Here is a 25,112-nt window from a genome sequence, read left to right as displayed (position 1 = left end):
TTTTATACGCGAGGATGATCGAGATCACCTGCGCATCTGGCACGGCGACGATTGTTCATTCCGTATCACAGGCACGAGGAAGCTCGAGTTCGATATCGATGCCTGTTCCCGCGCCGTTGCGGGTAACCCGGATGGAGCCACCATGGAACTGGGCGATGGCGCGGCAAAGACCGAGGCTTCCGGCTGAGAGATGAGCGGGTTGTCGATCCGACACCAAGGGGCCTGCCGGTTCGGCGGTAGCGCTGCAGGTGATGTTGAGGCGCACGTAGGAGCCATCGGCACAAGACGCGATCCCGATCGCCCTTTGCTCATCGGGGCGGTGCGCGGCATTTAGTGCGCCGCCAATCAGGCTGGAGACGAGCCGCTCCAGCAGTTGGACCTCGCCAAGTATGTGGTCGTTGCCATCGTCGAGGGTCAGTTCGATCGTGGCCGTCGGCTGCCGGGATCGGATTGCCCCGCTCACGCGCCGGATGAGAGGGGCAAAAGGTATGGGTGACCGCTCCAGACGACCCCGTTCCACTACTTCATGGACTTGGGCAATGACCTGCGCGGCATCCTCTCCAGCATGTTGCGCCTGGCCGATTACCCGGCGGGCTTCGGTGACGGCAGGAGGGCGCCTGTCGAGCCAACGGCCCGCGGCTGCGAGATAGGCGTTGATTGACGACAGCGGTTGGCTGACCTCGTGCGAAATCGAGGTGGAGAGGCCACCGATGATTGCGCGGTGCAGGGCCTCGTCCCGTTCGAGCCGGGCAACATCGAGGTTCCTTTCCATCCGCTTGCGCTCGGTAAGATCGAGCACGCTGCCACAGACGCGATCATAGCCGTTGCCATCGGTCGGCAGGCGCATCGTGATGAAAATGGGTATGAGGTTGCCCCGCGCGGTGCGGACCTGGCATTCGATCTCGAATGTAGGGCTGCGCCGGTCGAGGGCAAGCAAGCCTTCCAGGAAACTCTCATCCTCTTCGGGCAGAAAGTCGGAAAGGCGCTCGAAGAAGCCTGCCTCACCTTCCAGATCCAACAGTCGCATGGCTGCGTCATTGGCATGGGTGATCCTGACCAGGCTGCACATGTGCGCGACCCGGCCGGGATTGGCCCGCAGATAGGCTTCCAGATCATCGACACCGCCTGCCTCGATGGCGTTCAGTTCGGCCATGACTTCAGTGAAATCATGCTCCCAGATGGCAAGGGCAAGCGAGTTGAAAATTGTTTCGTAACGGACATCTCTGGCCCTGACCTGCTCGCGCAGCCGTCGGTTTCGGGCGAGGAGCAAAGCAGCGATGGTGACGGCGGCAAGGCTGGCCACGAGGCGCAGTATTTCGTCCGTATCGGCCCTGCCGCCGTGGTTGATGAGAAAGCTGATCACGGCAAGGGCGGCGCAGGGATAGGCCCAGTAAGAGGGGCGAGACCGAGAAGTTCCGTCGTCGGCTATCAGCAGCACCAGCGCATAGAGCACGGCGACGGCGCTCTGCAGGCGCGTGAACGTATCGATGACGAAGACGGCTGCCGCTGTCAGCGCGGCGAGAGACACTCGCGTCCTGTCCGTGAAGGGCGTGACCATGGCTAGCCTTGTCCGGCCCCGCCCAGCAGACCTTCGATCATGGCGATGACGGCATCGGCATCCAGAGGTTTGGCAAGGAAACGGTACGCGCCCTTTTCCTGCGCACGCTGGCGCCATTCGGCATCGGGGTACGCAGTCATCAGGGCAACCGGGAGATTGGGCGCCAGTGCGCGGATGCGGTCCAGCAGCTCGATACCCGACAGCTCCGGCATTTGAATATCGCTCAGAACGAGGATGAAATGACGGAGGTCTTGTTCGAGCAGGCTGATCCCGCTTTCGAACAGAGCCGAAGGCACCTCGATCGACCGCAGCAGCCCGGCAAGGGCCGTGCGGACACATTCCTCGTCATCGACGATCGCCACGCATGGGTATGGAAGTGGTGTGCGGTTCATTGAAAAGCCTTCCGATCTCCTCCTTCCTAAGCCGGATTGTTGGCCCCGAACAATTATACGCGGGTGTGAATGGGCTGCGCTTGGAGGATCGACCTCCATTGCGCTCAGCTCATACCGGGGCATGAGTGCATCATCGCCTGCTCGGTGCTAGGGGCGATCACGCCGTGATGCGTCGCCACTCGGGGTTAAGGAGAAACGGGTGGTTTTGAACGCAGTGGCGCGGCGCGGCCGAGCAGGATTATTGCGGCCGCGGAGACGGCTGTCCCGGATTGGTCTGCTGAGCGCGCTCAGCCTGCTGTGCATGGCAAGCGGCAGCGCTGGGGCCGGAACTCAACCGCTATCCTCTCTGGAAATGCGGGGCTGGCAGCACAGCTTCACAGGGCCGCGGGAGGGCGCCCCGGCCGGGGTTCGGTCCCTGGCGCAGACGCCCGACGGGATTCTGTGGATCGGTGCCAGTGACGGTCTCTACAGGTACGATGGCCGGAGTTTCGTGCGACAGCCGCCTTCCAGCGCGAAACCGATCCAGGCCGATACGATCGGGCCGCTCTTGGCAACTGCCGATGGCGATCTGTGGGTCGGTCACGATTACGGGGGGCTCTCGCTTGTGCGCGCCGGTCGGCACGTCGCGCAGACCGGCCTTCGCATGAGTACCGTCTGGGCCCTGCCAGCCAACCGTGCCGGAATGGCCTGGGCCGTGGGCAGCGATAGCAGGCGGGTCTACGTGGCCCGCTTGATCGATCGCAAATGGGTTCTGTGGACCGAGTTCAAGGCCGAGCTGTTCTATGGCAGCGCGATCGGCGGCGATGGGACGCTATGGCTGCTGGTGGGGGACCGGCTGATCGCCGTCTCGCCCAGGGATCGAAGGTTGCGCATCGTGGCAAGCGGGATCCATTCTTCCGGCCTTGCGAATAGTCCCGACGGCCGTGTCTGGCTGGTCGGAAAAAGCCGCCTCACCGAGCTGGGTTCCACCAAGGTCATTGGCGGCGAGGCTTTTGCGATCACGGGCTTTACCCGCAAAGGCGACGCGCCGGTCCGCTTCGAGGATGCCCGCCACTTCTGGATCATTCAGGGCGACAATGTGCTGGAGCGCTACGCCATCGGAGCGTCCGGGCGTGCGGTGCGTATTGCCGGATGGCCCAGCGGCTATGCGTTGACTGCATCCGTATTGCCGCTGAGCGCGCTGCCTTCGATGATCGATCGCGAACAGGCGCTCTGGATAGGGACGAGCCAAGGCTTGGAACGCTTCAGCCGCAGCTCCTTCGTGTCGGTTCTGGCGGGCGCCAACAACACGGTTGAAAACCGTTCTCCGGCATTCGCCGCCGCCGACGGGCGCGGCACTGTCTGGGCCTGGAGGCAGGACCACCTGTTTCGGTCCGGCTTCGGCCAAGGCCTTACATCCTGGCCGGGAACACGCCCGGGCGGGGTCGCGCCGTGCGCTGCCCGGGCCGGGGGCGTCTGGGTGTTCAATGGGACGGACCGTTTTACGCGCATCGGCGGACCTTCGCCGGCCTCGCTTCCTCTCGGCCACGATGGGGCAAGACTTGCGAAAGAGCTGGGCGTTAACGGATGCCTTGAAGACGATCGGGGGCGCCTGTGGGGCGCTGCCGATCGCGGCCTTGCACTTCTGGGACCAAAGCACTCCACCGCCGTCGCTCTCGGTGAGGATTCGGGCTATTCGATCGGCACTTATTCCGCGTGGCGCGACGGCTGGGTGCTCGCCTATATCGGCAATGGCAATCTGTGGCTGACCGATGGCGAGCATTCCCGGATCGTATGGCGCCATGACGACAATACGCTGGGCTTTATCGAAGCGCAGTATCGCAGCAGAAATGCGATACTGCTGGGCGGTGACCGTGGCCTTGGCCGGTTCGACGGTCGATCGGTCCAAGTGGTGTCGAGCGTTCGCTTCCCCTGGCTCAATTTCGTCGCCGGGATCGTACAGACCCCGCGCGGCGAGACGTGGCTGCAAACGAGCAGTGGGATCGTCCGGCTGCGGACGGCCGATCTTGATCGCACATTTGTCGATCCGCATTTCCAGCCGGATCTGCGTATTTTCCGAGCTGCAGACGGCGTGCCTGGTCCGCCAACTTACGCGAACATGTCAGGTCTGGCAGCCGACGGCAGCGGGCGCATCTGGGTTTCGACGAGCAATGGGATCGCCGTATTCGATCCGGCCACCGCGCCTACGGATGGGCCGCCGCCGCCCGTGCTCGTCACGGCAATCGAAGCCGATGACCGGGCCATGCCGGTGGGGCCCAGAGTGGAACTTCCTTCCGGCACCGTTCGGCTGCGGATACAGCTTGCCGTCGTCGATTTCGACAATCCCATGGCGACGCGCCTGCGCTACCGGCTGAAGGGCATGGATACGGAATGGGTCGACGCCAGCGAGCAGCGCGCCGCCATGTTTACGCGGCTGCCACCCGGACATTATCAGCTCGAAGTCGTTGGTGCGAACTCTCACGGCGTCTGGAACAATCAGGGGCAGGCCATCGAAATCGATGTGGCGCCGCATTTCTGGCAGACTTGGTGGTTTTCCGCGTCCACGGGGCTTGCCCTGTTGCTTGGCGTCTGGCTTGCCGTGCGCTGGCGTGTCGCTCAAGTCGCGCGGCGGTTGCGTAGCCAGGCAGCCGAGCGCGCGAACGAGCGCGAGCGCATCGCCGCGATATTCACGACACCCTGCTGCAAGGCATGCAGGGGCTGGTCATGCGCATCCAGGCGATCACCTCCAGGATGCAGGGTGCCGACCCCAATCGAGAGGAATTGGAGCAAAGTCTCGACCGTGCCGATGCGCTCATTGCCGAGGGTAAACTGCGCGTTCACAACCTGCATCTGGAGGACAGCCCGGCCGACCTCGATGCCATGCTGCAGCAGGTGATGATGGAAATGCCCTTCGCGGCCGATGTAGACAGGTCGGTCTCGGTAAATGGACACGTTCGACCGGTCGATGTCGTGGTTATTCGCGAAGTTCGCGAGATCGTGGCAGAGGCGCTGTTCAATGCGGCGCGCCATGCGCGGGCGCAGACTGTCACGGTCGAACTGACGTTTGGTAGGCGCGCTCTGGAGGTCGTGGTGGCCGACAATGGTTCGGGTTTTGAGAGCCGCGGAGATTCGGGATCCGGCTTTGGCCTCCTGGGGATGCAGAAGCGTGCGGAAAGCATCGGGGCCAGGCTGACGGTCGAATCCCGGCCGGGAGCCGGTACTTCGATCTGGATGCGGGTTCCGGAGCGCAAGGCCTATGCGGTCCGCGTTGGCTTTCCGACTTGGCTGGCGAGCCGGTTTACCGGCCGATCAGATCGTCAGCATGCCTCGCCGTAGTGCCTCGGTGACCGCGTGGGTGCGGTCGGAGACGTTGAGCTTGGTGAAGGCGCTCTTGAAGTAATCCTTCACGGTTTCCTCGGAAATACCCAGGATCTGCGCAATCTCGCGGTTGCCGTTGCCTCTGGCGGCTTCCGCAAGCACCTGCGTTTCGCGCGCGGTCAACGACCGTTCGCCGACATGGATGGCGATTTCCGAAGCGACCGACGCATCGATGTAGCGCTTGCCTGCGTGCACATCGCGGATCGCCTGCGCTATGACCTTGCGAGCATTACTCTTGAGCATGTAACCGGCCGCGCCGATCTTGAGAGAGCGGGCTGCTGAGGCATCTCCGGCATATGTCGACAAGACGATGATCCTTGCCGACGGCTCGCCCGCCAGAATGGTCGCGATGGCTTCAGCACCGTTCGCCTTGGGCATTTGCATGTCCATCAAGGTGACGTCCGGCCGAAGCGCCGAGAACTGATGCACGGCTTCGATCCCGTCGCCGGCAGTTCCGGCTATCGTCAGGTCTTCTTCGCTTTCGATGATTGCGCTCAGGCCCTCGCAAACGACGGGGTGATCGTCGACCACCAATATACGGATCATCGCTGCATCTCTCAGGCGTAATGAAGGGCCAAGGATTGATCCTAGACGCGCACTGCATGGAGGGACAACCGGATTTCCGCTTCGGACGGGTTTCGGTGCCGAGGTTCGAGGGGCACAGCGACCTGTTCGATCGGTGTTCGGCGGAAACGAGCATTGACCAATTGCCCCCGGGATAGCGATCAGCATCCCGGGGGCCATTCTATCGTTCAGGCCTGCACGAAGGCGAGCAGGTCGGGATTGATGGTGTCGGCGTTGACGGTGAGCATGCCGTGCGAGAAGCCCTCGTAGATCTTGAGCGTCGCATTCGGCAGGATCTCGGCCTGCAGCACGCCGGCGTTTTTGTAAGGCACGACCTGATCGTCATCGCCGTGGAGCACCAGCGTGGGCACGGTGATCGCCTTCAGATCGTCGGTCTGGTCGGTTTCCGAGAACGCCTTGATGCCCTCGTAGTGGGCCTTGGCACTGCCCATCATGCCCTGGCGCCACCAGTTGTCGATCACGGCGGGCAGTACGTTCGCGCCTTCGCGGTTGAAGCCGTAGAACGGGCCGGCGGCAACGTCGCGGAAGAACTGCGAACGGTTGGCGGCAAGCCCGGCGCGCAGGCCGTCGAACACTTCGATCGACAGACCGCCCGGATAGCGATCGGTCTTGAGCATGATCGGCGGTACGGCGCTGACCAGCACGGCCTTGGCGACGCGGCCCTGCGGGATGCCGTAGCGGGCGACATAGGCCGCGACTTCACCGCCGCCGGTCGAGTGACCGATGTGGACCGTGTTCTTGAGGTCCAGATGCTCCATCACGGCGGCGGCATCGGCGGCGTAGTGGTCCATGTCGTGACCCTCGCTCACCTGTTCCGAGCGGCCGTGGCCACGGCGATCATGGGCGACGACGCGATAGCCCTTGGAGAGGAAGAACAGCATCTGCGCATCCCAGTCGTCCGACGAGAGCGGCCAGCCGTGGTGAAAGACGATGGGTTGGGCATCCTTGGGGCCCCAGTCCTTGAAGAAGATTTCGACGCCGTCCTTGGTGGTTACATAAGCCATGATGCTGGTCCTTCGGTGTGTGTGGTCAGGCGGATTAGGGGCGAAGCCGTTCTTCCTCAGCCGGTGAGGTGACTTCTGGCGACGATCGGGTTTTCGGAAAAGTCAGATAAAATCAGATTGTTGTTTCGGAATACTGGAATGATTGGCTTGCCGGCTGGGTTTGCCTTGGCTTGATTTCACCAGAAGGACGTTCGATCCGAAATCATCCCTGAGTATGCCTGACGTAACATCTGAGGAGGAGGCTTTCGGCTTTTGGCACCCGCGAGGTGAAGAATCCCAGATCCTACTCATCGTTCCATGTATAGAACGATGAGTAGCGATTTTGCTGTCTACAGCCAAGATCGTTCCGGATGCATTTGTTCTCCAGCGGCAGGGAAACGGTTTCCCACCGAATGCACAAATGGAGAATGACATGGCTAACAGGTTCGAAAACAAGGTCGTCGTGGTCACCGGTGGCACCACGGGGATTGGTCTTGCAACGGCCAAGGCCTTCGCAGACGAAGGCGCATCGGTGTTCGTCACCGGACGGCGGCAGGAAGCCCTCGACGCGGCGGTCAAGGCGATCGGCGGCAACGTCACCGGCGTACGCGGCGACATGAGCAAGCTGGCCGATGTCGACCGCCTCTACGACGCGGTTCAGCAGCAGCACTCCGCTATCGACGTCATCTTCGCCAATGCCGGCGGCGGCGAATTCGCACCGCTCGGCGCGATTACCGAGGAGCACTACGAAAAGACCTTCGACACCAACGTGAAGGGTGTGCTGTTCACCGTGCAGAAGGCTCTCCCGCTGCTGCGTGACGGCGCTTCAGTGGTGCTGACCGCCTCGACCGTGAGCATCTCGGGTACACCTGCGCTGAGCGTCTACAGCGCCAGCAAGGCGGCCGTGCGCAACTTTGCGCGCAACTGGATCCTCGACCTGAAGGATCGCCACATCCGCGTGAACGCCGTCAGCCCCGGCGTCACCGATACCCCGGGTGTCGATGAACTGTTCGGCGGCGGTGAGGATGCCGAGAATACCAAGGCCTATCTTGCAGGGCTGATCCCCGCCGGTCGCATCGGCCAGCCCTCGGAAATCGCCAAGGCCGTGCTGTTCCTCAGTTCGGACGAAGCAAGCTTCATCAACGGTGTGGAACTCTTCGTCGATGGCGGTCAGGTCCAGATCTGACCAAGGTTCCTGTGATCCTCAAGCGCCCGCCCGCCGTGATCCGGCGGCGGGCGCTAGTAACAAGCATCTCATACCCAGGAATGAGTGAAGCAGCCGCATGGACGAGGTTTGCGTCCACGCGTCTGGCAGCGCGCGCATCGTGCGCTGCGCTATTCGAATATCCGACCGACGCCGCAGCCATTCTGGCTCAGGGAGCAGCACCACATGATCCGGAACTTCACTTTGCGAATTGCACTCATGGTGCTTTCGGCTAGCCCCGTAATGGCAGCAGGCTCGGTGCTGGCAGCTTCGCCCAGCGCGATTACGCCGGCCGCGACATCCGATGAAGCGTTGCTCAGGCATTTGCCGGGATTCCGCGAAGGCTTCGTCGAAGTCGGCGGCGTACGTCTTCATTACGTCGAAGGAGGCGCGGCAAACAGCGCAAACCCTCCGCTGATATTGCTGCCGGGATGGCCTCAGACTTGGTGGTCGTATCACAAGGTCATGCCGGCACTTGCGCGAGATCGGCGGGTGATTGCGGTCGATCTGCGCGGTATGGGGTCTTCTGACAAGCCTACCGGTGGCTATGACAAGAAAACCATGGCTGCCGATATCGCGGGTCTGGTGGGTCAGCTTCGCCTCGGTAAAGTCGATATAGTCGGCCATGATATCGGGTCGATGGTAGCCTACAGCTTTGCGGCCAATCATCCAGACCTAACCAGCAAGCTGGTACTTCTCGACGTCGCTCCGCCGGATGCAGGACTTGCGACATGGCCCATGCTGCCGGCGCTGGGTACGTTTGGTGACAAGGTTGGCGACGGTTCACATGCCTATGTCTGGTGGTTCGCTTATCACCAGGTTCCCGAACTGCACGAAAAGATGGCGGCCGATGGCCGTATCCGGATGGAGCAGGACTGGTTCTTCCACTACCTGACCCAAGACGAACGCTCGATCGATGCGCTCGACCGGGACGTTTATGCTGCAGCTTACGGTTCACCAGATGCCATCCGGGCGGGCGACGGTTGGTATCAGGCCTTTCCTCAGGACATCGTCGACGACGATGGCTATGCGCCGCTTAAGATGCCGGTGCTCGCACTTGGCGGGCCGGGTTATGCGTGGCTGAAAGGCGTCCTGGCAACCAAGGCGCCCGGAGCCGAAGTGGTCAGGGTCGACAGCGGGCATTTCATTCCCGACGAAATTCCTGAAACGCTGGTTGAAAACATCGAGCGCTTTGTTCGCTGATGTTGAGCTTGCCGATTAATAAATCCAATCGAGTACATTAACGTACAGCAGCTTTGAGGGAGGCGGGTGAGCATCGGGAACGTCGGCTATGTCGGCGGGCGTGGCCGGGCTAAGCGGGCAGACGAGCTAGCAAATATTTAACCCCGTACCGGTCTGGCAGCATGCCCAAGGTTCGCTGCCGGTCCCGTTATACCAAGGTGCATTGATCAGAACCCATGGGCCCATTGGCGCAGTCCGAGGGACATGATGCGCCAGGGCTGTTCGACGAGCTTGTTCCAGGCGAAGCAGCAGTGGTCGACGATGTCATCGTAGGATTTGAAGATGCGGTTCGACAGCCAGTTGTCGCGCATGAACTGCCAGACGTTCTCGACGGGGTTGAGCTCCGGGCACCTGGGCGGCAGCGGCATCAAGGTGATGTTGGGCGGCACGACCAGCTCGACCGATCCATGCCATCCGGCCTGATCGAGCAGCAGAACGGCATGTGCGCCTGGCGCGACGTGAAAGGCGATCTCCTCGAGGTGCTTGCTCATCGTCTCGCTGTTGCAGCGGGGCATGACGATGGCGGCGGCTTTACCTTCGGCGGGACAGATCGCGCCGAACAGCCATGCCGAGGAGCGCCGCTGATCCTTGGGTGCCGAGGGCCGCGTGCCGCGCTTCGCCCAGCGCCGGGTGAGCTTGGTTTGCTGACCGATGCGAGCCTCGTCCTGCCACCACAGCTCTATCGGCGTTCCTCGCGGGAGGCGCCACCTGATCTGCGCCAGGCGGGCAGCGAAGCTTTTTTAAAATCGGCAATGTCGTCGCCCTTCTGCCCCCGATGGCGGGGCCGCGCCGAGAGCTTGCGGTAGCCCATCGCGCGAAGCTCACGCCCGAGGGTATGGCGCGTGACCGAGAGCGCGAACTCGTCCCAGATCCACTGGGTCAGATCGGCAAGCCGCCAGCGCACGACGCCATGCGACGCGGGGATTGGCCCGGCCTCGACTATCGCCGCAAGCCGCGCGCGCTGCTCGTCATTGAGGATCGCGGCCCGGCCCGGCGCCTTGCGCGTCGCCAGACCATCGGGGCCGCCTTCGTTGAACCGCAGGACCCAGTCGCGCACGATTTGCAGCGTGACGCCGGCAACCTTCGCCGCTTCGCTCCGGCTCCCGCCGTCCAGGATCAGAGCCACCGCCAATAGCCGCCGGACCTGATCCGCATCATCGCTTCGTCGCGCAAACTGGCGCAAATCTGCCGATGTGTAGTCATACCGAACCCCAATCGCTGCCGCCATCGCAAGCCTCCACGTGCCTGCTACGTCGAATCAGATTTTCACGATCTTGGGAATCCCCCGCGTGAGTCAGCCTCAACGCACCTTGGTATTACACGTCCCCCTTTAGCGCCAGCGGCCGATACGTGCCCCCGGATCGTGGTGCTGTCGATCATGTGTTGCCAGTCGTCGGTCAGGCCAAGGTCGACCAGTGTTTGCAGCATGGCATCCCAGACGCCCTGCTCGGCCCAACGGCGGAAGCGGACGTAGACCGAGTCCCACTTCCCGTATCGCTCATGCATGTCCCGCCAAGGGCAGCCAACCCGCAGGACATGAAGCATTCCGTTGAAATAGCGCCGATTATCTCCGGTAGGGACGGGCATGCCTGCCACGCTCGGGCGGAAGCAGCGGCCCGATCAATTCCCATTCTGCGTCGCTCAGGTCGCCGCGATCCATGCCTGTCCTTCCAAAAGGTAGGCTTGAACAAGAACTCGACCGGGGTGGGAATCCCTTTTGTCAACATGGCCTGGCGCAGCCGGCAAGGGAGATGACGTGTCGAGCCGTATCAATTCCTCCACGGGGGCGACCGCCCCCTAACCGCCATTGCCGCTATCCAGTCGCGCAAAGGGAAGGGGGGAGCGAAAGGAGCGCGGATGATTGGCAGTCCGCGGCCTGGAACCTCGTACGGAGATCACGAACATGACAAATTCATCCAGCCTCCCGCAAGTGCAGCCTCTGGCACCGTACCGCGTCGACGTCAGCCGGGGCGAGAATGTTTCGCGCGTGTCCTCGGAATGGTTTGCCCGCCCGGCCGACGAACGCTTCCTTTCGCTCGGCGACCTTCACGCGATGATGCTCGCACGGGCTGAGGCTGCAACCACCCGGATAGTCGAGAGCCGCGCTATCGAAGTCCGCGCAGAACCCGGCGATGCCGATCGCCTGACTTTGCTAACCCCGGGCTGCGCAGAGCCCGTTGCGCCGACCAACTGGTCGTTCGGGCAGCTTTGCAGCCTCGTCGGCGCTCCCAGTGCCTACCTCAGAGGGCTTCCGGCGACGCTCGCCGGGATCAACCTGCAGCACGGCCTGCTCTCGCACCGCGGTGAGCATGTGAAAATGCTGGAAACCCGCGATGGCCGGACGGAACTGCGGGCCGTGACCGGTCCCGATTACGGCCGTATCTGGGACCATGAGCTCGTGGCGGCAGTGATGAGAATCGCTGGCAACGGCACCGGTGATACGCGCTGGAAGGTACCGGGTGTGCTCGACTGGTCGACGATGACCTACAACCCCCATGTCGATGTCACGAGCGATACGACCACGCTCTATGCATCCGATCGCGACGTCTTCCTGTTCCTCGTCGATGACACCAATCCGATCGAGGCGGGCAAGCTGCCGAGCGGCGAGCCGGACCTCTTTTTCAAGGGCTTCTATTGCTGGAATTCCGAGGTCGGTTCGAAAACCCTCGGTCTCGCCACCTTCTTCCTGCGCGCCGTTTGCATGAACCGCAACCTGTGGGGGGTAGAGAACTTCGAGGAAATCAATATCCGGCACTCGAAGTTTGCTGCCAATCGCTTCGCTGAACATGCAGCCCCTGCGCTTTCACGCTTCGCGGGCTCTTCGCCTCGCAGTTTCATCGAGGGCATACGCACCGCGCGCGAGCGTATCGTTGCCAGAAACGATGAGGACCGCATCTCCTTTCTGCGCGGTCGCGGTTTTTCGAAGGGGGACACGGGCCGCATCATAGCGACTGTCCTCGACGAGGAAGGTCATCCCCCAAGCTCGCTCTATGATTTTGTCCAGGGCATTACTGCCACGGCCCGTAGCAAGGTTCATCAGGACGACCGGCTTGAATTGGAAGGCAAGGCTCGCAGGCTTCTTGAGCGCGCGAGTTGATGGCTGGGGGATTGCGGCCTTGATGGCCGCAATCCCCCCGTACGTCCTATCCGGGAGTACCGAAAATGACCGATCAGGTTGCCTGGACGGAACTGATGCGCGTGCGGATCGACTTTTACAGCGGCAGCCACTGTTACGCGGCTGAAGAATTCGCAATGACCATCGTCGATCCAGACGCCGCCGTCTCCCTGGCTCTGCTGCGGGTCGAGCAGAGCCCCTATTACGACGAGAGGGTCTTGTCGGGTGCGGATCAGATTTTGTGCGCACGAGCCATCGGAGACGACCTGTAGCGGTTGTGATGCACTGCGTGGGCACATTCTGGGGGTCAGGAGGGGCGTGGCCGGTGATCATCGCCGGCCGTTGTCCGTTCCAGTACCGTAGGACGACTGCGATCACTGCCCGGGGTCGTTGGCACCTTGCTGATTACCCCTGATAGCGGGTACAGCTGCGGGACCGACCGTTCTGGCCGCTTTCTCGTGTTGGGGCCCGCTTGTGAGGAGCTCACTTCATGCGATCCTCTGCAATACGCGCCAGGCTGGCGTCGTTTCAGAATGCCTATGTTGTTGCGTTGCGCCTGCGGGCGCAGACCGGCGCGGCGCAGTACATCGTCAGAACCGAAAATCCGCTTCACCCCGTGATGGTGACAAGTCAGTGGCCCCGAGACGGCGAGATCCTTCTAGCCGAGATCCATTGACCAACATTGCCATCTACTCCGGCAATCTGGATCGCTAAAAAAAGAGCGGCCATCCCAGGAAGATGGCCGCTCTTTTTAATCCAGGCAGACGATCGTGCGCCGCCCAGGAGATTGCACTTATGCCGGCGCGTCACTCGGCGCGGGCACCGTGCCCTGAGTTTCGGGGACGCGAGCCGTAGCCTCAGGGGTGGCGGCTTGCGGTACGGTGACCGAGCCGTATTTCGGCGTCAGCTTGGTCTTCTTGGCGCCCGCCGCCTTGGCTTTTGCGGGCACGCTCTTGGCACGCAGATCGCCAGCAGTTGCCTCGGTTGCTACGGGGGGGCTGGTCTTCGCTTTCGTGACTTTGGCGGTCGCAGGCTTTGCGGTCTTGGGCTTCCCGGCTGCCGCTTTCTTGGCTGCGGATTTTGGAGCGGATTGGGCAACAGCGGGCACGCCCGATACGCCAGCCGGGATCGTCGCCGGAGCACTTGCCGGCGGGCGCGCCATCTTGCGAGCCGAATTTCCGGCGGACTTGGCTGAGGCCTTGGCAGACGATCGTGGCCGCGATGCGAGTTTTGCCTCCGACTTGCTTTCAGGAGCGGCGGGCGTCTTGGTTGAAGTGTTCCCGCCGGTCTTTGCCGCAGGCTCCGCCGATGCGGCAACCGGCTTCTTCATAGCCAGCGTTGCCTTCGCCTTGGAAGCGGCCTTTCCAGCTGCAGCCTTGACCGCAGCAGCCTTTTCGTTCTTCGCTGCCGGTGTTACCGGTTCAGGCGCGCTTGCTGCTGAAGCCGGTGCCGTCTTGGTGACAACAGGCTTGGACGCTGACTTGGTGGCCGATTTTGTACTCGTCTTGCGGGTTGCCTTCGCCGGCGAGGTTTCAGCCTTCGCGGCCGGCTTTGCGACGTTGGCAGTCGGCGCGGCGCTCGATACTGGCTTACCAGCGCTTCCACCCAGTCCGGCAGCCTTCGCAAAAGCACGACGCTGTTCGGAATAGCTGGGAGAAACCATCGGGTAACTCGCCGGAAGATTGTAGCGCTCACGGTATTGTTCCGGCGTCAGGCCATTGTTGGTAAGATGACGCTTCAACGCCCGGTAAGGCTTTCCGTCGATCAAGCTTACGATGTGGTCACGCGAAGCAAGGCTTTCCTCGATCGTCACCGCCGGCTTGAATTCCGGAGCCGGCATCGGTGCTTCGCCCGATTCCCCTGCAAGTGCCGAACGGGTGGCTTCGATCAGACCTGGCAGAGCCTCGCTCGAGATTGTGTTGTTGGCGACGAATGCGCTGAGCAATTCGACGGTCAGGCGGGCGAGCTCGGACTGCTCAGTATCAGACATGGGGATCCCCTCTTCTGGGCGCTTTTGAGTGGAGCTGTTCTTGTACCAATTGGCAAACGAGTAAAGCACAATGTCGATATGTGGTTCCAACGGCGCTATTGGACAGAACGGGGGTGGCGCGGCGTGACAGGTTGTCTGCATAGTTCGCGACGAAGCAATGTCGCTACCCAATAGTTTGCGGTCAGGTGCGCTCGTTCCTGGCTCTGGCGCTCTTCGATCGTTTTCTGTCCCAATACCCGTTCCGATATCTGCTCGGCACCTTCGCCGGTTGTTGGTCGACCGCAAACATATCACATCGGATAATCGAGGATTTTCTTGTTTCCGACACTTCGCATCGACGTTGCACCAGCGTACTTTCGCGGCCGCCGGCGCAGCGCGATCTGCATCCGTGACTTGCGCTACCGGTACGCGATTGGTGACGGCTACCGATCAGGAAAAGGTATCGTTGCTCGCCGCTGACATCCCTCCGGGCCAGCTACCTCAACGTCAGGATGAATTTGGCTATCATCCGGATGTTGCTCAACCAGAACTGCTCGCCTTTCATGTCACCAACAGCGGGGGCCGGATTGTCGATGATGCTTACAGGGAAGAAATCGAGCGGCTTATCGCCGAACTCGATAGGCTGGCGGCTGAACGCGGTCTCTGAACGACCTCGCGAACGAAAGGGAGCCGTCGCAGGCATGAACACAGGCGGGGTGCGAATGGGGCGCTCTGCACATGGATGGAGAGTGTTCCGCAGGGGAACGGGCCGGGAGAAGAGAGGGACCTTTGAGGGTGTCGTTTCGGATTGCTCGAAGCGGCGTACGTCAAAGGAGAATTGAGATGAACATTGGTGAATTCCAGCTGCGCAACGGCCGTCTGATGGGCTCGATTGCCACCCGCACCATCGATCTGCCCCACCTTGGTTTGCGTCCCGTCGAGAGCGGCAACGATCGCGCCCCGGTCTTCGAGATCGTCGCGCTCAATGTCGGCAATCGCTGGGTCCAGATCGGTGCGCTGTGGGAAGCTGTCGCTCGCAACACCACTGGCGAGGCATTCCTCCAGGGCTCGATCGACGATCCCAGCCTTCCCGAGCCACTGCCGATCGCGCTGTTCGGCAGCGAGGAGGAAGGGCTGCGGGTCGCCTGGCGGCGGCCGCAGCGCCGCGACGACTTCGGTCCCGCAACGCGCAGTGGACGGAGTGACTATGAAGCCGGCGGTGCGCACCGCATGAGCGCCGGAACCGGGAACGGTTTCGGCGATAGCACCGCTGATGGGGCCGGTTCGCTCACGGACGAGCTGCCGGGCGGACTCGGGGACGATCTCGATGACGAGATCGCCTTCTGAAGGCCGACACCGTCACCGGGGGGCGCGCAGCGCGCACCCCCCGGCTTTTTCCACTCGCATGCGGGAGACGCATCATGTCCCGTACCTCGACCATTGACCGTTTTGCAGACCTGAAGACACTCTATGCTGAAATGACAGCCACGCCCGAATTCAGGGCCGCTTTCGGCGATCCCATGCCGCTCTCGATTTCCGAACCGGGAGAGGCCGCCGCCGAGCACGAGATGCCGGATCCGCTCGCAGCGCAGGCCGACTGCGCGGGGATTGTCGCTACGATCTTCGATCTCTTCACTGATACCCGGCTCGAACCGCTGGCAGCCGAACTCGCGTGGGGCTTCGTCAACTCGTTCCACTTCGTTGCCGGGAAACTTGAACGGCGCGAGGACGCACTGGCCGACGAGATCGGCGAAATGGCCCGTTCTCCCGACATGAGCGAGGTCTTCACCTGCAGACTTGAGGACAAGCAACTCCTGTGTCGATCTACCGCCGAACAGCGCGAAGCGCTCGAATGCATGCGGGATTATGCCGCCGAGATGTACCGGGCCCTGTCGGGTTGGCCGTGGTCCCCCGCGCGCGGCAGCAGGGTCTCGCGGGCGTCCTCGGCAAGTCAAATCGCTGCGCAGGATTTTCTGCGCCAGCGTGCGCTTGCCGCGCGTGAACGCCACTTGCCGCAGGGACCGATCGTGGTTTTCTCCGGCCCTGCGCAGTGGGCGGATTGGCGGCCGATCTGGGACCGGCTCGACCAGATCCATGCCCGCGTGCCCACCATGACGCTGGTAACGACGGGTCAGCGTAAGGGTGCCGATGCCATCGCCGCGGCATGGGCATCCCGCCCGGAAACCGGGGTGCCGCTGGTCACTTATGGGCTCTACGGATCGGGTCGCAAGGTCGCCTTTACCCGCAATCGCAAGCTCGTAGACCTGAAACCCGTCGAGGCCGTCCTCTGCGAAGGTTCAGGGCTTCAAGCCAACCTCTATCAACTGCTGAGGGAGGCCGGTATCCCGATTCATGCTTTCCGCAAGCCAGAGTTGGCGATCCCTCTGGCACGGCCAGTGATGCGCGGCGCATCGCCGCGCGCGGCGGCTTGAAGGGTAACGACTATGGCAATCCCACGCACATTTCGCCGCAATTTCGAAACCATACGCCGCGCCGCCCAAGACGGTCATCTCGCACTCCTTGAATGCACCCGCGCGCAGACCGGCGAACGTCGCTATGTCATCTGCGCGGTAGGTCATGACGAGAAGGGTTCCGTCTTCACGCCCTTCGGGCACCTGCACGAGGGCAATCCTTTCGAGGCCTATATCCCGCCTGGGGCCTGATCTGCTGGCATCGTTCGCGAGACCTAGTGCGCCCGTTTCCGAATGGAAGCGGGCGCACTGCCTATTGTTGTCCTAGTCCGGGACTCGCGCCCTGCCGAAATGGCCCTCAGGGGGCATTGAACCCCCTTCGGGCCAGCTCTCCCATCTCTCTCTGGTCGTCCAAGACTGGCACGGGGCCGCTGCGGCCTCAAGGACGACGGGGCCCCACCATTTTGCTTCGCAAAATCGTTGCCCCCATCGCCGCTGGCGCGGTCACGGGGCTGCGCCCCGCGATCCTTGACCCCGCAGCTCGGAGCCCGTGCCGATGAAAAGACCTCTTCAAGAAAAGGAGGTCACGATGACTGATGCTTACCGGATTTCCCGCAGCTTTGCCGAGATTGCCGATCTGCTCGCCGAGGAACGGCGCGAGCCCGCAGACGCCTTCGCCGCCGCGTTTGCTGAGACGGCATACGAGGTGCGGCTCACGGTGGCCGAGGACGCGGTGACGGCAGACATGCCCGAGGCCCGCGAGGTGCAACTGGCCGTCGAGATGATGGTGACGACGCTCTTCGACGTGCTGCGCGACACACGCCTCGAGCCCCTTGCCGAGCGCATCGCTTGGGGCGTCGTGCACAGTTTTCACAAGGTGGCCGAAGGGCTGGGGCGCGAGGCGGATCATGCGGCGCGCAAGCTCGGGGAGCAGGTGCGTGAAAACGACGGAAGCGAGATCGCGACAGGGGGGATCGAGGACGGGCAAGCGCTCTGCAACGGGCTCGATGAAGCCTGCGAAGCGCTTGCCTGCATGCGGGACCACGCCGCGCAGATGTTCCGCGCCGAAACCGGCCATCCGTGGTCTTCCCCGCGCGCCACGCTTACCTCGGGCAAGCGTACGGCGTCGGTCATAGCCGCTGCCGACTTCCTCGCCGCCCGGCGCGCAAAGCGCATCGAGGTGAACGCGCCGAGTGGACCGATCGTCCTCTTTTCGGGAGGACAGGTCTGGGAGGACCACGCCCGGATCTGGCGCGAACTCGATAGCATCAAGGCGCGCATTCCGGGGATGGTTCTGGCCACCAGCGCGCAGGTCAAGGGCTGCGATGCGATAGCCGCGGCATGGGCGGCGCGCTCCGGCGTCAAGCTGGTGGCGTTCACGCTGGACCGGCGGCACGGCAAGCGCGCAGGCTTTGCGCGCAATGAGGCGATGATGCGCTTGAAGCCCGTTGAAGCGGTGGTCTGCGAAGGCTCGGGGCTCCAGTCGCATCTGGCAAGGCTGGTGCGTAGCGGCGGCGTGCCCGCACACTTCATCGCCTGCGACCCAGTTCGGACGCGGCATCACGCCTGACCTCGAATGCAGGGCAGCCGGCAAGGGCATGGCCTTTGCCGGCTCCCCTTTTTTGTGCGGCGAGGGAGAAGATCGCCGGGCTCAGGGACCCGTCAGAAGACGGGTCCGTCGCCCGGCGATGCGACGCCCTGGTCCGGCGCCGGCCTCCTGCGCGCGGCTCCGCCGTGCTCGTCGCCGGGACGCCGTTCCGGCGCAGTTTGCAGTTTGGCGGTGACAGAGGTCTGCGATTTGAGCGCGGCGATCGCAGACGGACCGCCCAGCCTGATGGCATGCGTCACGACATCCCTGAACTCACGCTCCGACAAGTGCTCGACGGGAAGGTCAGCGCAGATCAGACCGTAGCTTTGCCGGAGCGTGCGGCGCACATTCTCGGCCTCTTCGGCGAGCTTCTTCTGGTCGCTTTCGATCTTGGTGAGGCGTTCGCGCGTCGACATCTTGGGCATTGGTAATCTCCTCGAATGAGGAGGCCTGCCCGCCGCTGTGAGCATCTCGCGTCGGAGCACGCCGTGCAAGAGGGATTTGCTGCGGGCTTGCCGCCCGCGAAGAACAAGTGATCCCCTCCCGGGGAGCCCCGCGCCTTCCGGCACGTGGCAGCGCAGCGGGCAGGCCGCTGCGTAGAAGCGACGCACGCCACAGGGGCGTTTGTAATGCACCGTACGCACGGGTGCTGCGGCGCGAATCGCTCAAGTTTCCGGGGGTTTGCACCGTCGCCTATGGTCTGACGGTGGGTCACAGAATGTCGGGTGTGTCGGACACGGCGGTAGCCGACGCGGTCCAAGTGATTGATCTGGCTTGGCACCGATCGTCGCACGTGTCGGACACGTCAAAACCTTGAGAAATCCGTGGTTTTCTGCTACCAAGGTGAGGCTTCACCACGTGCCGGCGCAGCATGGACCTGCGCATGGCAAGGATTACCATCCGTCTCTCCGACGACCTGTTCGAGCGCTTGCTCGATCAGGCGGCCACTCTCGGCACTACTCCATCGGGCTACGTTCGCGATGTCCTCGAGCGCTTTGAGGGCAACGATCCCACCGGCTACCACGCTCGTTTCGACGAAATTCACGCAACCGCAATCCAGACGCTGGCGATCCTGGCGAAGTCCGTCGGTGCCCGCGCACCAAGCCTCCTCGAGGAAGGGCTGGGCGATGCGCGCCGTCTCTTGCGTGACAGGGGGCTGCTCGATCCCGAGCAGGACCGCACGTGAGCATCTTCCGCCACGACACGCTCGGGTCCTGGACCCGTGGTGGGCAGGCCACTGTCCACAATGTCCGAATGACCACGCAGGTCTTTTATCAGACCTGCCTTGCCGGGCTGGTGGTCTGGATCGGCGGGATCGTCTGGTATGCGCTCGAGCGCTCCAGCGCGTACGAGCGCTTCGTCCTTGCCAAGGTCGGCCAGGCTCTCGTGATGGGAGACACGGTTCCGGGTAATGCCACGCCTATTCTGTTCCACACCGAAAGCGGTGAGCCCTACTGGACGACACCAGCGCGGCTTATGGACGCCGAGGTCGCCAAGGACACCTTGCGGGCGTTCGAAGGGTATCTCCTCCATGGGGCTGCCATCTCCGGCGTCTTTGCCCTCGGCATGCTGCTCTGGGCATGGTTCTACTTCACCCGGATGGGGAGGGGACTAGGGTCCAACCAGTTCCTGCGAGGGGCCCGCTTCGGCACCATCAGGCAAGTGCGCCGGGCGCTCTGGGCGCAGGCGCGTGGCAGCTTCGAAATCGGCGGAGTACGAGTGCCCGATGCCTTCGAGCCGGAGCATATCCTGATCTGTGGGGCGCCCGGGACAGGAAAGACCAACATCATCGTCAAGATGCTGGCAGGGATCCGTTCCGCGGGGCGCCGCGCGATTGTCTACGACACTGCTGGGACCTTCGTGGAGAAGTTCTATCGGCCTGGGATCGATGTCCTGCTGAACCCGCTAGACCTTCGTTCGGATCGCTGGTCGCCTTGGGTCGATGTCCCGCGGGACTACCACTACGACCAGATCGCCGAGTCCACGATCCCTGATAAGTCGGGTGATCCGTTCTGGGCCAAGGCCGCGCGCGGCTCTCTGGTTGCGGTCATGCGCAAGCTCGCGCGCCAGGAACGGACGCTCGTTTCGATCCTTCTCGACACTCTCCTGCGCTCAAAGCTGAAGGATCTTGCAGCCTTCGCCGCTGGCACCGATGCCGCGGCCTTCATTTCCATGGAAGGAGAGCGAACCTCGGCGGGCATCCAGGCCGAGCTGGCCTCGGTGTTGCGCAGTTTCTCCTACCTCGACGATACCGCCGATGGCCTCTCGATCCGCGATTGGGTGGCAAACGAGAAGGACGACAGCTGGCTCTTCATCAGCGTGAAGGCGGATCAGCTGCCCTCGCTGCGCCCTCTGATCACGGTCTGGCTCGACATTGCGATCAGCGCGATCATGAGCCTTACCCCAGACCGTAATCGTCGGCTCTACTGCGTCATCGACGAGCTGCCGTCGCTTCACAAGCTGCCGTCGCTTTCTGACTTCCTGGCGCGCGCGCGGAAGTACGGAGGCTGCGGGGTGCTGGGGTACCAGAGCTACCCGCAGCTGGAGGCTACCTACGGGATACAGGATGCTGCTGCGATTACCGGATACTGTTCGACGTGGGTCGCGCTGAGGGCAAACGACACGCTGACCGCCAAGCATGTCAGCGAGAACCTTGGACAGGTGGAACAGGTCGAGGCGAACGAGGGCATGTCCTACGGCGTCAACGATATGCGTGACGGCGTGAACCTGTCGCGCATGCAGGTAACCCGCCCATTGGTCATGCATACCGAAGTGACGAACCTGCCCAACCTGGTGGGTTATCTGCGCTTTGGGCGCGATCTTCCGGTGGTGCGCTTCGAGGACAGCTTCCACAACGTTCCGTCCGTCGCCTTTGCCTTCGAGGAGAAGCTCGATCCGCCGGTTCGGCTGGCGGTTCATGAGGAGCCTTCGGCTCCCGACCTTGTCGCTGCTGAAGTGGCATCCCCTCCGAAGCGTGGCTCAGCGAAACGTCGTCAGACTCCGACCGCCGATGCCGCTTCCTCACTGATGCTGCCTCTCGATGCGGTCGCAGTGACACGTTCCGAGGAGAGCCTCCAAGGTGACAGGCGGGAAGTCGAGGCGGCACCGTCGGCGAGCGCGACGCAGCCCCTCATGCTTCTCGGCAAGCCGGCAGACTTCCGTCTTCATCAGCACGGTCGCCGCACCGGCGCGCGTGATGCGTCGAGGCCGGCATGATCCATCCCCGCCGCCTCAAGGGTACGCCGAAGAACCTCGCGCGTTATTACGCCGTCGGGGATTACTACACGAAAGGGGAGGGTGAGCATTCGCAGTGGGGCGGGCTGATCGCCGATGAGCTTGGTCTCTGCGGCAAAGTGGACCCTGCCGTGATGCGCGATCTGCTGGCAGGCAAGATCGGCGATCAGCAACTGGGGCTTCGAAAAGGCGACGGGACCATCGAGCATCATCCCGGCTGGGACTTTGCGGTCAATGCGCCGAAGTCGGTTTCGATCATGGCGCTTGTAATGGGGGACGAGAGGATCGTTGCCGCTCACGAGACGGCGGTAACCGAAGCTCTGGGTTATCTCGAGGAACACGCGACCCTGCGCCGCCGTTGCGACGGCGAAGTGGTCCACGAGACCACGGGGCGCCTCGTCTACGCCCGCTTTACGGAGCATGCCTCGCGCGAGCTTGACCCTCATCTCCATACTCACGTGGTCATCATGAACGTAACCAACCGAGGGGAAGGGGAGCAGTTCGTGAGCCTCGAAACCCGGGCCATGTACGCCGAGCAGATGGTTGCCGGGCAGGTCTATCGTAATGAGCTCGCTCACCGGATCCGAGAGCTTGGCTATGAAGTCGATTTCGATCCCAGGCGGGGTCTCTTCGAGATCCGCGGATTCCCCAAGGATCTGGTGAGCGAGATGTCGCAGCGCGCCGAACAGATCGACGCCCATGCGAAGGAGCATGGGCTCGAAGGCCAGGCTGCACGGCGCAAATCGTTCTACGAAACCCGGGGCCCCAAGGCGCGCGCAACCCTCGAGGATCTTCGAGGCCAATGGAAGGCTCGCCTCGGGCCGCACCGGGAGGCGCTCGAAGGGGCGAGGGAGACAGCCGAAGAGCGTGGCCCACGGATGCTTGAGCCATCCCATGCTGTCTCGGCGCGCGCCATGTTGTTCGGTCTGCGCCATTCCGAAGGCAGGGAAGCGGTCAATAACCTCGGACAGCTCTTGCGGGCGGGGCTCGCTTCGCACCTGGGGGAAGTTCGCCTTTCCGATATCCGGCCTCTTGCAGAGGAGCACGAGGGGCGGCGTAAGCTGCTGAAGGCGCAGCAGCCCACAGGAGATCTGGTACTCACCCGCGGGCGCACTACGCGCAGGACCGCCCGCCTTGAACTGGCCTTGTCCGACCACCTGGCTCTGGCCTTGAACGATGCCGCCCCGCTTGCGGTGGACGCCCGGCTGGTCGAAGCGAGCGCCGAACACGGACTTACCGCGGCGCAGCAGGGAGGCCTTCGGCATCTGGGAACAAGCCCGGATCGCCTCGTCGGTGTCCATGGCGTCGCCGGCGCCGGTAAATCGACACTCGTGGGAGCTCTCCGCCGTGCCAGCGACGAGCGTTTCACCATGATCGCCCTGGCCCCTACCTCGTCCGCCGCTGCCGAACTTGGTGGGCGGGCCGGCATCGAGAGCCGTACCGTCGCCAGTCTTCTCGCGCGGGGAGGGCGGGGCCTGGACGAGAACTCGGTGCTGATCCTCGATGAGGCCGGGCAGCTTGGCAACCGGCAAGCCATACGGCTGTTGGAGCTGAGCCGGCTCTCGGGTGCGCGGCTCATCATGCTTGGCGACAACCGTCAGACAGGTGCCATCGAGCAGGGGAAACCTTTCTGGCTGATGCAGCAGTTGGGCTTGTCGCGGGTCGACCTCATGGTGTCCGTCCGTCAGGAAACCAGGGCGATGAAAGCTGCGGTCGCGCTCGCTCGTAGCGGAGACTATGCCGGTTCGCTTGCCAATCTCGACAAGGTCCTGACGCAGGAGAAACCCGAGGAACTCGCGCAAAGCCTGGTTCGGGAATGGACGAGGCTCAAACCCGAAACCCGAACCACAACCAACATCCTGGTGCTGGACAACGCTACGCGGCTCATCGTGAACACGAAAGTGCGCGAGGCGCTCCGAACCGAGGAAGCGATTGGTGCCGAGGATGCACGTCTCTCGGTGCTGACGCCGGCGGGACTTTCCGATGCCGAGAAGCGCTATGCTAGGTTCTACAGCCGTGGGCAGGTCTTGACCTTTTCGCGCGGAGATCACCGGTCCGGGATCGTGCGCGAGGGTGAATACCGTGTCGTGCGCATGGTTACGGATGATGCCGAGCGGCAGGTGCTCGAGCTTGCCGATGAACACGGTCGGACGGTCCGCTGGAATCCGCGACTGGGGCGCCCGCAGCGGGTCAACGTCTTCAATGTGGAGGACCGGGAACTGACGCGTGGCGATCGCATCCAGTGGCGCCTGGTGAACCACGATCTCGACATCAAGAATGCCGAGCGGGGAACGGTCGAGGCGCTCGAAGGCAGCCGCGCAACCATTCGATGGGACCGCGATGGCCGGCGGCAATCAATCGATCTGGATCATCACAAGACCTGGGACCACGGGTACGCGGAGACGATCTACGCGGCTCAGTCGAAGACGTACGACAGGGTCTATGTGCTGGCGCCACTTGGTTCGCCGCTGGTAAACGGCAAGAACTACTACACCGCGATCACCCGGGCCCGCTTCGGGGTAAAGCTATGGACCCAGGATCGGGACAAGCTTGCCGAATTCCTGACCGTGAGGTCGGGCGAAAAGACCTCCGCCCTGGAGGGGCTGGGCCGCGTCGAGCGCGACAGCCTGAGGGGCAGGTCACCGCGCCATTCGGAGCGATGGGCGCGCATGAGGGAGGAACAAGCGAACGAGCGGTACCAGCGCAAACTTCGGCTTGCTGCACAACGGAGTTCAGCCGGGTGGGGAGGGCGCGAGGGGCTTGCCGCAAGTCTCACCGAGCGGGGGCGTTCCGCAGCGGCAATTCTCGATGCATGGATCCAGTCGATCTTCACCCATGGTCGTTCGGGCGATGTTGCACCCGAAATACAGGTCCGATCAACCGGCCCGAGCGAAAGTGCGGCACCTCACAATGGAGACGGCCGTGATCGGTAAACCCGTTATGCTAAGCTTGGGCGTTGCCGTCCTTGTCGCGGCACTGGTTCCAAATGGAGCGGGTGCGCGTCCCACTCGGAACCTGGAGCAGAAAGCCCTGATCGGCCGGTGCATTCGCGAGGCTGCCTCTGGGCGAGAATGGCTGGAGCGCACTTTGTGGGGGCTGCGGGATCAGGAAGCTGGCTGGATTGGCGCCGAGGTTCCAAACACCAACGGGACGCATGACCTTGGGCCGATGCAGATCAACACCTGGTGGATCCCAAAGCTCTCTGCTCTCATCCACAAGCCTCCAGAGACAGTCAGGGCCTGGCTCATCCAGGATGCTTGCTTCAATGTCCAAATCGCGCGCTGGATATTTCTGGCAGAGCTCAGCGCAAATCGCGACTATTGGAGGGCAATCGGCGCGTATCACAGCCCGACCGATTGGAGGGGCCGAGATTACGCGCTCTCGGTCTCGAAAAAGATGAGAGCGCGGTTCGGCACGAATTGACGAGTGTTAACTCCCTTTCGTCCAGGTCGTCGCTATGGTCTCATGGCGGGC

The 25,112-nt window shown here is 62.9% G+C and carries 22 protein-coding genes and 1 pseudogene; 15 read left to right on the top strand and 8 right to left on the bottom strand.

Going from position 1 to position 25,112, the window contains the following annotated elements; translation table 11 throughout:
* Positions 1–55 precede the first annotated feature (55 nt).
* Both ACLIMP_RS21925 and ACLIMP_RS21920 read right to left on the bottom strand, forming a co-directional pair.
* Positions 56–1,453: a sensor histidine kinase gene (locus tag ACLIMP_RS21925; RefSeq protein ID WP_443478333.1), complete on the bottom strand. Its 1,398-nt coding sequence runs from the start codon at positions 1,451–1,453 to the stop codon at positions 56–58.
* Between the two features lie 107 nt (positions 1,454–1,560).
* Complete coding sequence (locus ACLIMP_RS21920; protein ID WP_443478332.1) at positions 1,561–1,950, bottom strand: response regulator; 390 nt, start codon at positions 1,948–1,950, stop codon at positions 1,561–1,563.
* Positions 1,951–2,149: 199 nt separating this feature from the next.
* Between ACLIMP_RS21920 and ACLIMP_RS21915 the strand changes: the two genes are divergently transcribed.
* Together ACLIMP_RS21915 and ACLIMP_RS21910 are read left to right on the top strand one after the other, a co-directional pair.
* On the top strand, positions 2,150–4,825 hold the full coding sequence (locus ACLIMP_RS21915) for a ligand-binding sensor domain-containing protein (protein WP_443478331.1): 2,676 nt from the start codon (positions 2,150–2,152) through the stop codon (positions 4,823–4,825).
* Positions 4,810–5,265: a sensor histidine kinase gene (locus ACLIMP_RS21910; protein ID WP_443478330.1), complete on the top strand. Its 456-nt coding sequence runs from the start codon at positions 4,810–4,812 to the stop codon at positions 5,263–5,265. Before ACLIMP_RS21915 ends, ACLIMP_RS21910 begins: the two co-directional genes overlap by 16 nt.
* On the opposite strand, the gene ACLIMP_RS21905 is transcribed toward ACLIMP_RS21910, so the two are convergent.
* Both ACLIMP_RS21905 and ACLIMP_RS21900 read right to left on the bottom strand, forming a co-directional pair.
* Positions 5,239–5,853: a response regulator transcription factor gene (locus ACLIMP_RS21905; RefSeq protein WP_443478329.1), complete on the bottom strand. Its 615-nt coding sequence runs from the start codon at positions 5,851–5,853 to the stop codon at positions 5,239–5,241. The two genes, ACLIMP_RS21910 and ACLIMP_RS21905, sit on opposite strands and share 27 nt — an antisense overlap.
* Positions 5,854–6,059: 206 nt before the next feature.
* Positions 6,060–6,896 (bottom strand): alpha/beta fold hydrolase, encoded by an 837-nt coding sequence (locus tag ACLIMP_RS21900; protein WP_443478328.1) that lies wholly within the window; start codon positions 6,894–6,896, stop codon positions 6,060–6,062.
* 412 nt (positions 6,897–7,308) lie between these two features.
* On the opposite strand from ACLIMP_RS21900, the gene ACLIMP_RS21895 reads away from it, so the two are divergent.
* On the top strand, positions 7,309–8,061 hold the full coding sequence (locus ACLIMP_RS21895) for an SDR family NAD(P)-dependent oxidoreductase (RefSeq protein ID WP_443478327.1): 753 nt from the start codon (positions 7,309–7,311) through the stop codon (positions 8,059–8,061).
* Between the two features lie 204 nt (positions 8,062–8,265).
* Complete coding sequence (locus ACLIMP_RS21890; RefSeq protein ID WP_443478326.1) at positions 8,266–9,282, top strand: alpha/beta fold hydrolase; 1,017 nt, start codon at positions 8,266–8,268, stop codon at positions 9,280–9,282.
* A gap of 206 nt (positions 9,283–9,488) precedes the next feature.
* Here the strand turns inward: ACLIMP_RS21890 and ACLIMP_RS21885 are convergent.
* Positions 9,489–10,549 (bottom strand): IS630 family transposase gene (locus ACLIMP_RS21885; RefSeq protein WP_443478325.1). Its coding sequence is split into 2 segments (ribosomal slippage): positions 9,489–10,057 and positions 10,057–10,549, totalling 1,062 coding nucleotides; the frame shifts between segments, so codons are not numbered across the junction.
* A gap of 50 nt (positions 10,550–10,599) precedes the next feature.
* Positions 10,600–10,981, bottom strand: a pseudogene (locus ACLIMP_RS21880) (IS5 family transposase); the annotation flags it as partial.
* A gap of 243 nt (positions 10,982–11,224) precedes the next feature.
* Between ACLIMP_RS21880 and ACLIMP_RS21875 the strand changes: the two are divergent.
* Positions 11,225–12,418 carry a DUF932 domain-containing protein gene (locus ACLIMP_RS21875; RefSeq protein WP_443478324.1) on the top strand — a complete coding sequence of 398 codons (1,194 nt, stop codon included), beginning with the start codon at positions 11,225–11,227 and terminating at the stop codon, positions 12,416–12,418.
* 65 nt (positions 12,419–12,483) lie between these two features.
* Positions 12,484–12,708, top strand: coding sequence for a hypothetical protein (locus ACLIMP_RS21870; protein ID WP_443478323.1), 225 nt, complete (start codon positions 12,484–12,486; stop codon positions 12,706–12,708).
* 521 nt (positions 12,709–13,229) lie between these two features.
* On the opposite strand, the gene ACLIMP_RS21865 is transcribed toward ACLIMP_RS21870, so the two are convergent.
* On the bottom strand, positions 13,230–14,516 hold the full coding sequence (locus ACLIMP_RS21865) for a Ros/MucR family transcriptional regulator (RefSeq protein ID WP_443478322.1): 1,287 nt from the start codon (positions 14,514–14,516) through the stop codon (positions 13,230–13,232).
* 355 nt (positions 14,517–14,871) lie between these two features.
* On the opposite strand from ACLIMP_RS21865, the gene ACLIMP_RS21860 reads away from it, so the two are divergent.
* The 5 genes from ACLIMP_RS21860 to ACLIMP_RS21840 all read left to right on the top strand — a co-directional run bounded on the left by ACLIMP_RS21860 (position 14,872) and on the right by ACLIMP_RS21840 (position 18,386).
* Positions 14,872–15,072, top strand: a complete 201-nt coding sequence (locus tag ACLIMP_RS21860; protein WP_443478321.1) for a hypothetical protein — start codon at positions 14,872–14,874, stop codon at positions 15,070–15,072.
* A gap of 176 nt (positions 15,073–15,248) precedes the next feature.
* Positions 15,249–15,752 (top strand): DUF736 domain-containing protein, encoded by a 504-nt coding sequence (locus ACLIMP_RS21855; RefSeq protein WP_443478320.1) that lies wholly within the window; start codon positions 15,249–15,251, stop codon positions 15,750–15,752.
* Between the two features lie 74 nt (positions 15,753–15,826).
* Positions 15,827–16,837 (top strand): DUF2493 domain-containing protein, encoded by a 1,011-nt coding sequence (locus ACLIMP_RS21850; RefSeq protein WP_443478319.1) that lies wholly within the window; start codon positions 15,827–15,829, stop codon positions 16,835–16,837.
* A gap of 12 nt (positions 16,838–16,849) precedes the next feature.
* Entirely contained in the window at positions 16,850–17,068 is a 219-nt protein-coding gene (locus ACLIMP_RS21845; protein WP_443478318.1) for a DUF6117 family protein, read from the top strand.
* A 337-nt stretch (positions 17,069–17,405) separates the two neighbouring features.
* Positions 17,406–18,386, top strand: a complete 981-nt coding sequence (locus tag ACLIMP_RS21840) for a DUF2493 domain-containing protein (RefSeq protein WP_443478317.1) — start codon at positions 17,406–17,408, stop codon at positions 18,384–18,386.
* A gap of 92 nt (positions 18,387–18,478) precedes the next feature.
* Here the strand turns inward: ACLIMP_RS21840 and ACLIMP_RS21835 are convergent, their stop codons facing one another.
* The gene (locus tag ACLIMP_RS21835) at positions 18,479–18,829 is read right to left on the bottom strand and encodes a hypothetical protein (protein ID WP_443478316.1); all 351 of its coding nucleotides are present in this window, start codon (positions 18,827–18,829) and stop codon (positions 18,479–18,481) included.
* A gap of 458 nt (positions 18,830–19,287) precedes the next feature.
* On the opposite strand from ACLIMP_RS21835, the gene ACLIMP_RS21830 reads away from it, so the two are divergent.
* From ACLIMP_RS21830 to ACLIMP_RS21815, 4 genes are read left to right on the top strand one after another with little or no spacing between them, the layout of a single operon-like run.
* A complete protein-coding gene (locus ACLIMP_RS21830) occupies positions 19,288–19,590 on the top strand; it encodes a hypothetical protein (RefSeq protein ID WP_443478315.1) in 303 nt (100 codons plus the stop codon).
* Entirely contained in the window at positions 19,587–21,620 is a 2,034-nt protein-coding gene (locus tag ACLIMP_RS21825) for a type IV secretion system DNA-binding domain-containing protein (protein ID WP_443478314.1), read from the top strand. The genes ACLIMP_RS21830 and ACLIMP_RS21825 overlap by 4 nt, the downstream gene beginning before the upstream one ends.
* The gene (mobF, locus tag ACLIMP_RS21820; protein ID WP_443478313.1) at positions 21,617–24,571 is read left to right on the top strand and encodes a MobF family relaxase; all 2,955 of its coding nucleotides are present in this window, start codon (positions 21,617–21,619) and stop codon (positions 24,569–24,571) included. Before ACLIMP_RS21825 ends, mobF begins: the two co-directional genes overlap by 4 nt.
* Positions 24,561–25,061 carry a lytic transglycosylase domain-containing protein gene (locus ACLIMP_RS21815; RefSeq protein WP_231635441.1) on the top strand — a complete coding sequence of 167 codons (501 nt, stop codon included), beginning with the start codon at positions 24,561–24,563 and terminating at the stop codon, positions 25,059–25,061. Before mobF ends, ACLIMP_RS21815 begins: the two co-directional genes overlap by 11 nt.
* The last annotated feature ends 51 nt before the right edge of the window (positions 25,062–25,112 follow it).

Origin of the sequence: Novosphingobium aeonii (assembly GCF_052279045.1) — a bacterium.
Lineage (GTDB): Bacteria > Pseudomonadota > Alphaproteobacteria > Sphingomonadales > Sphingomonadaceae > Novosphingobium.
Note: the sequence above shows the minus strand (reverse complement) of the source record. Positions and strands in the feature narration are given on the sequence as shown.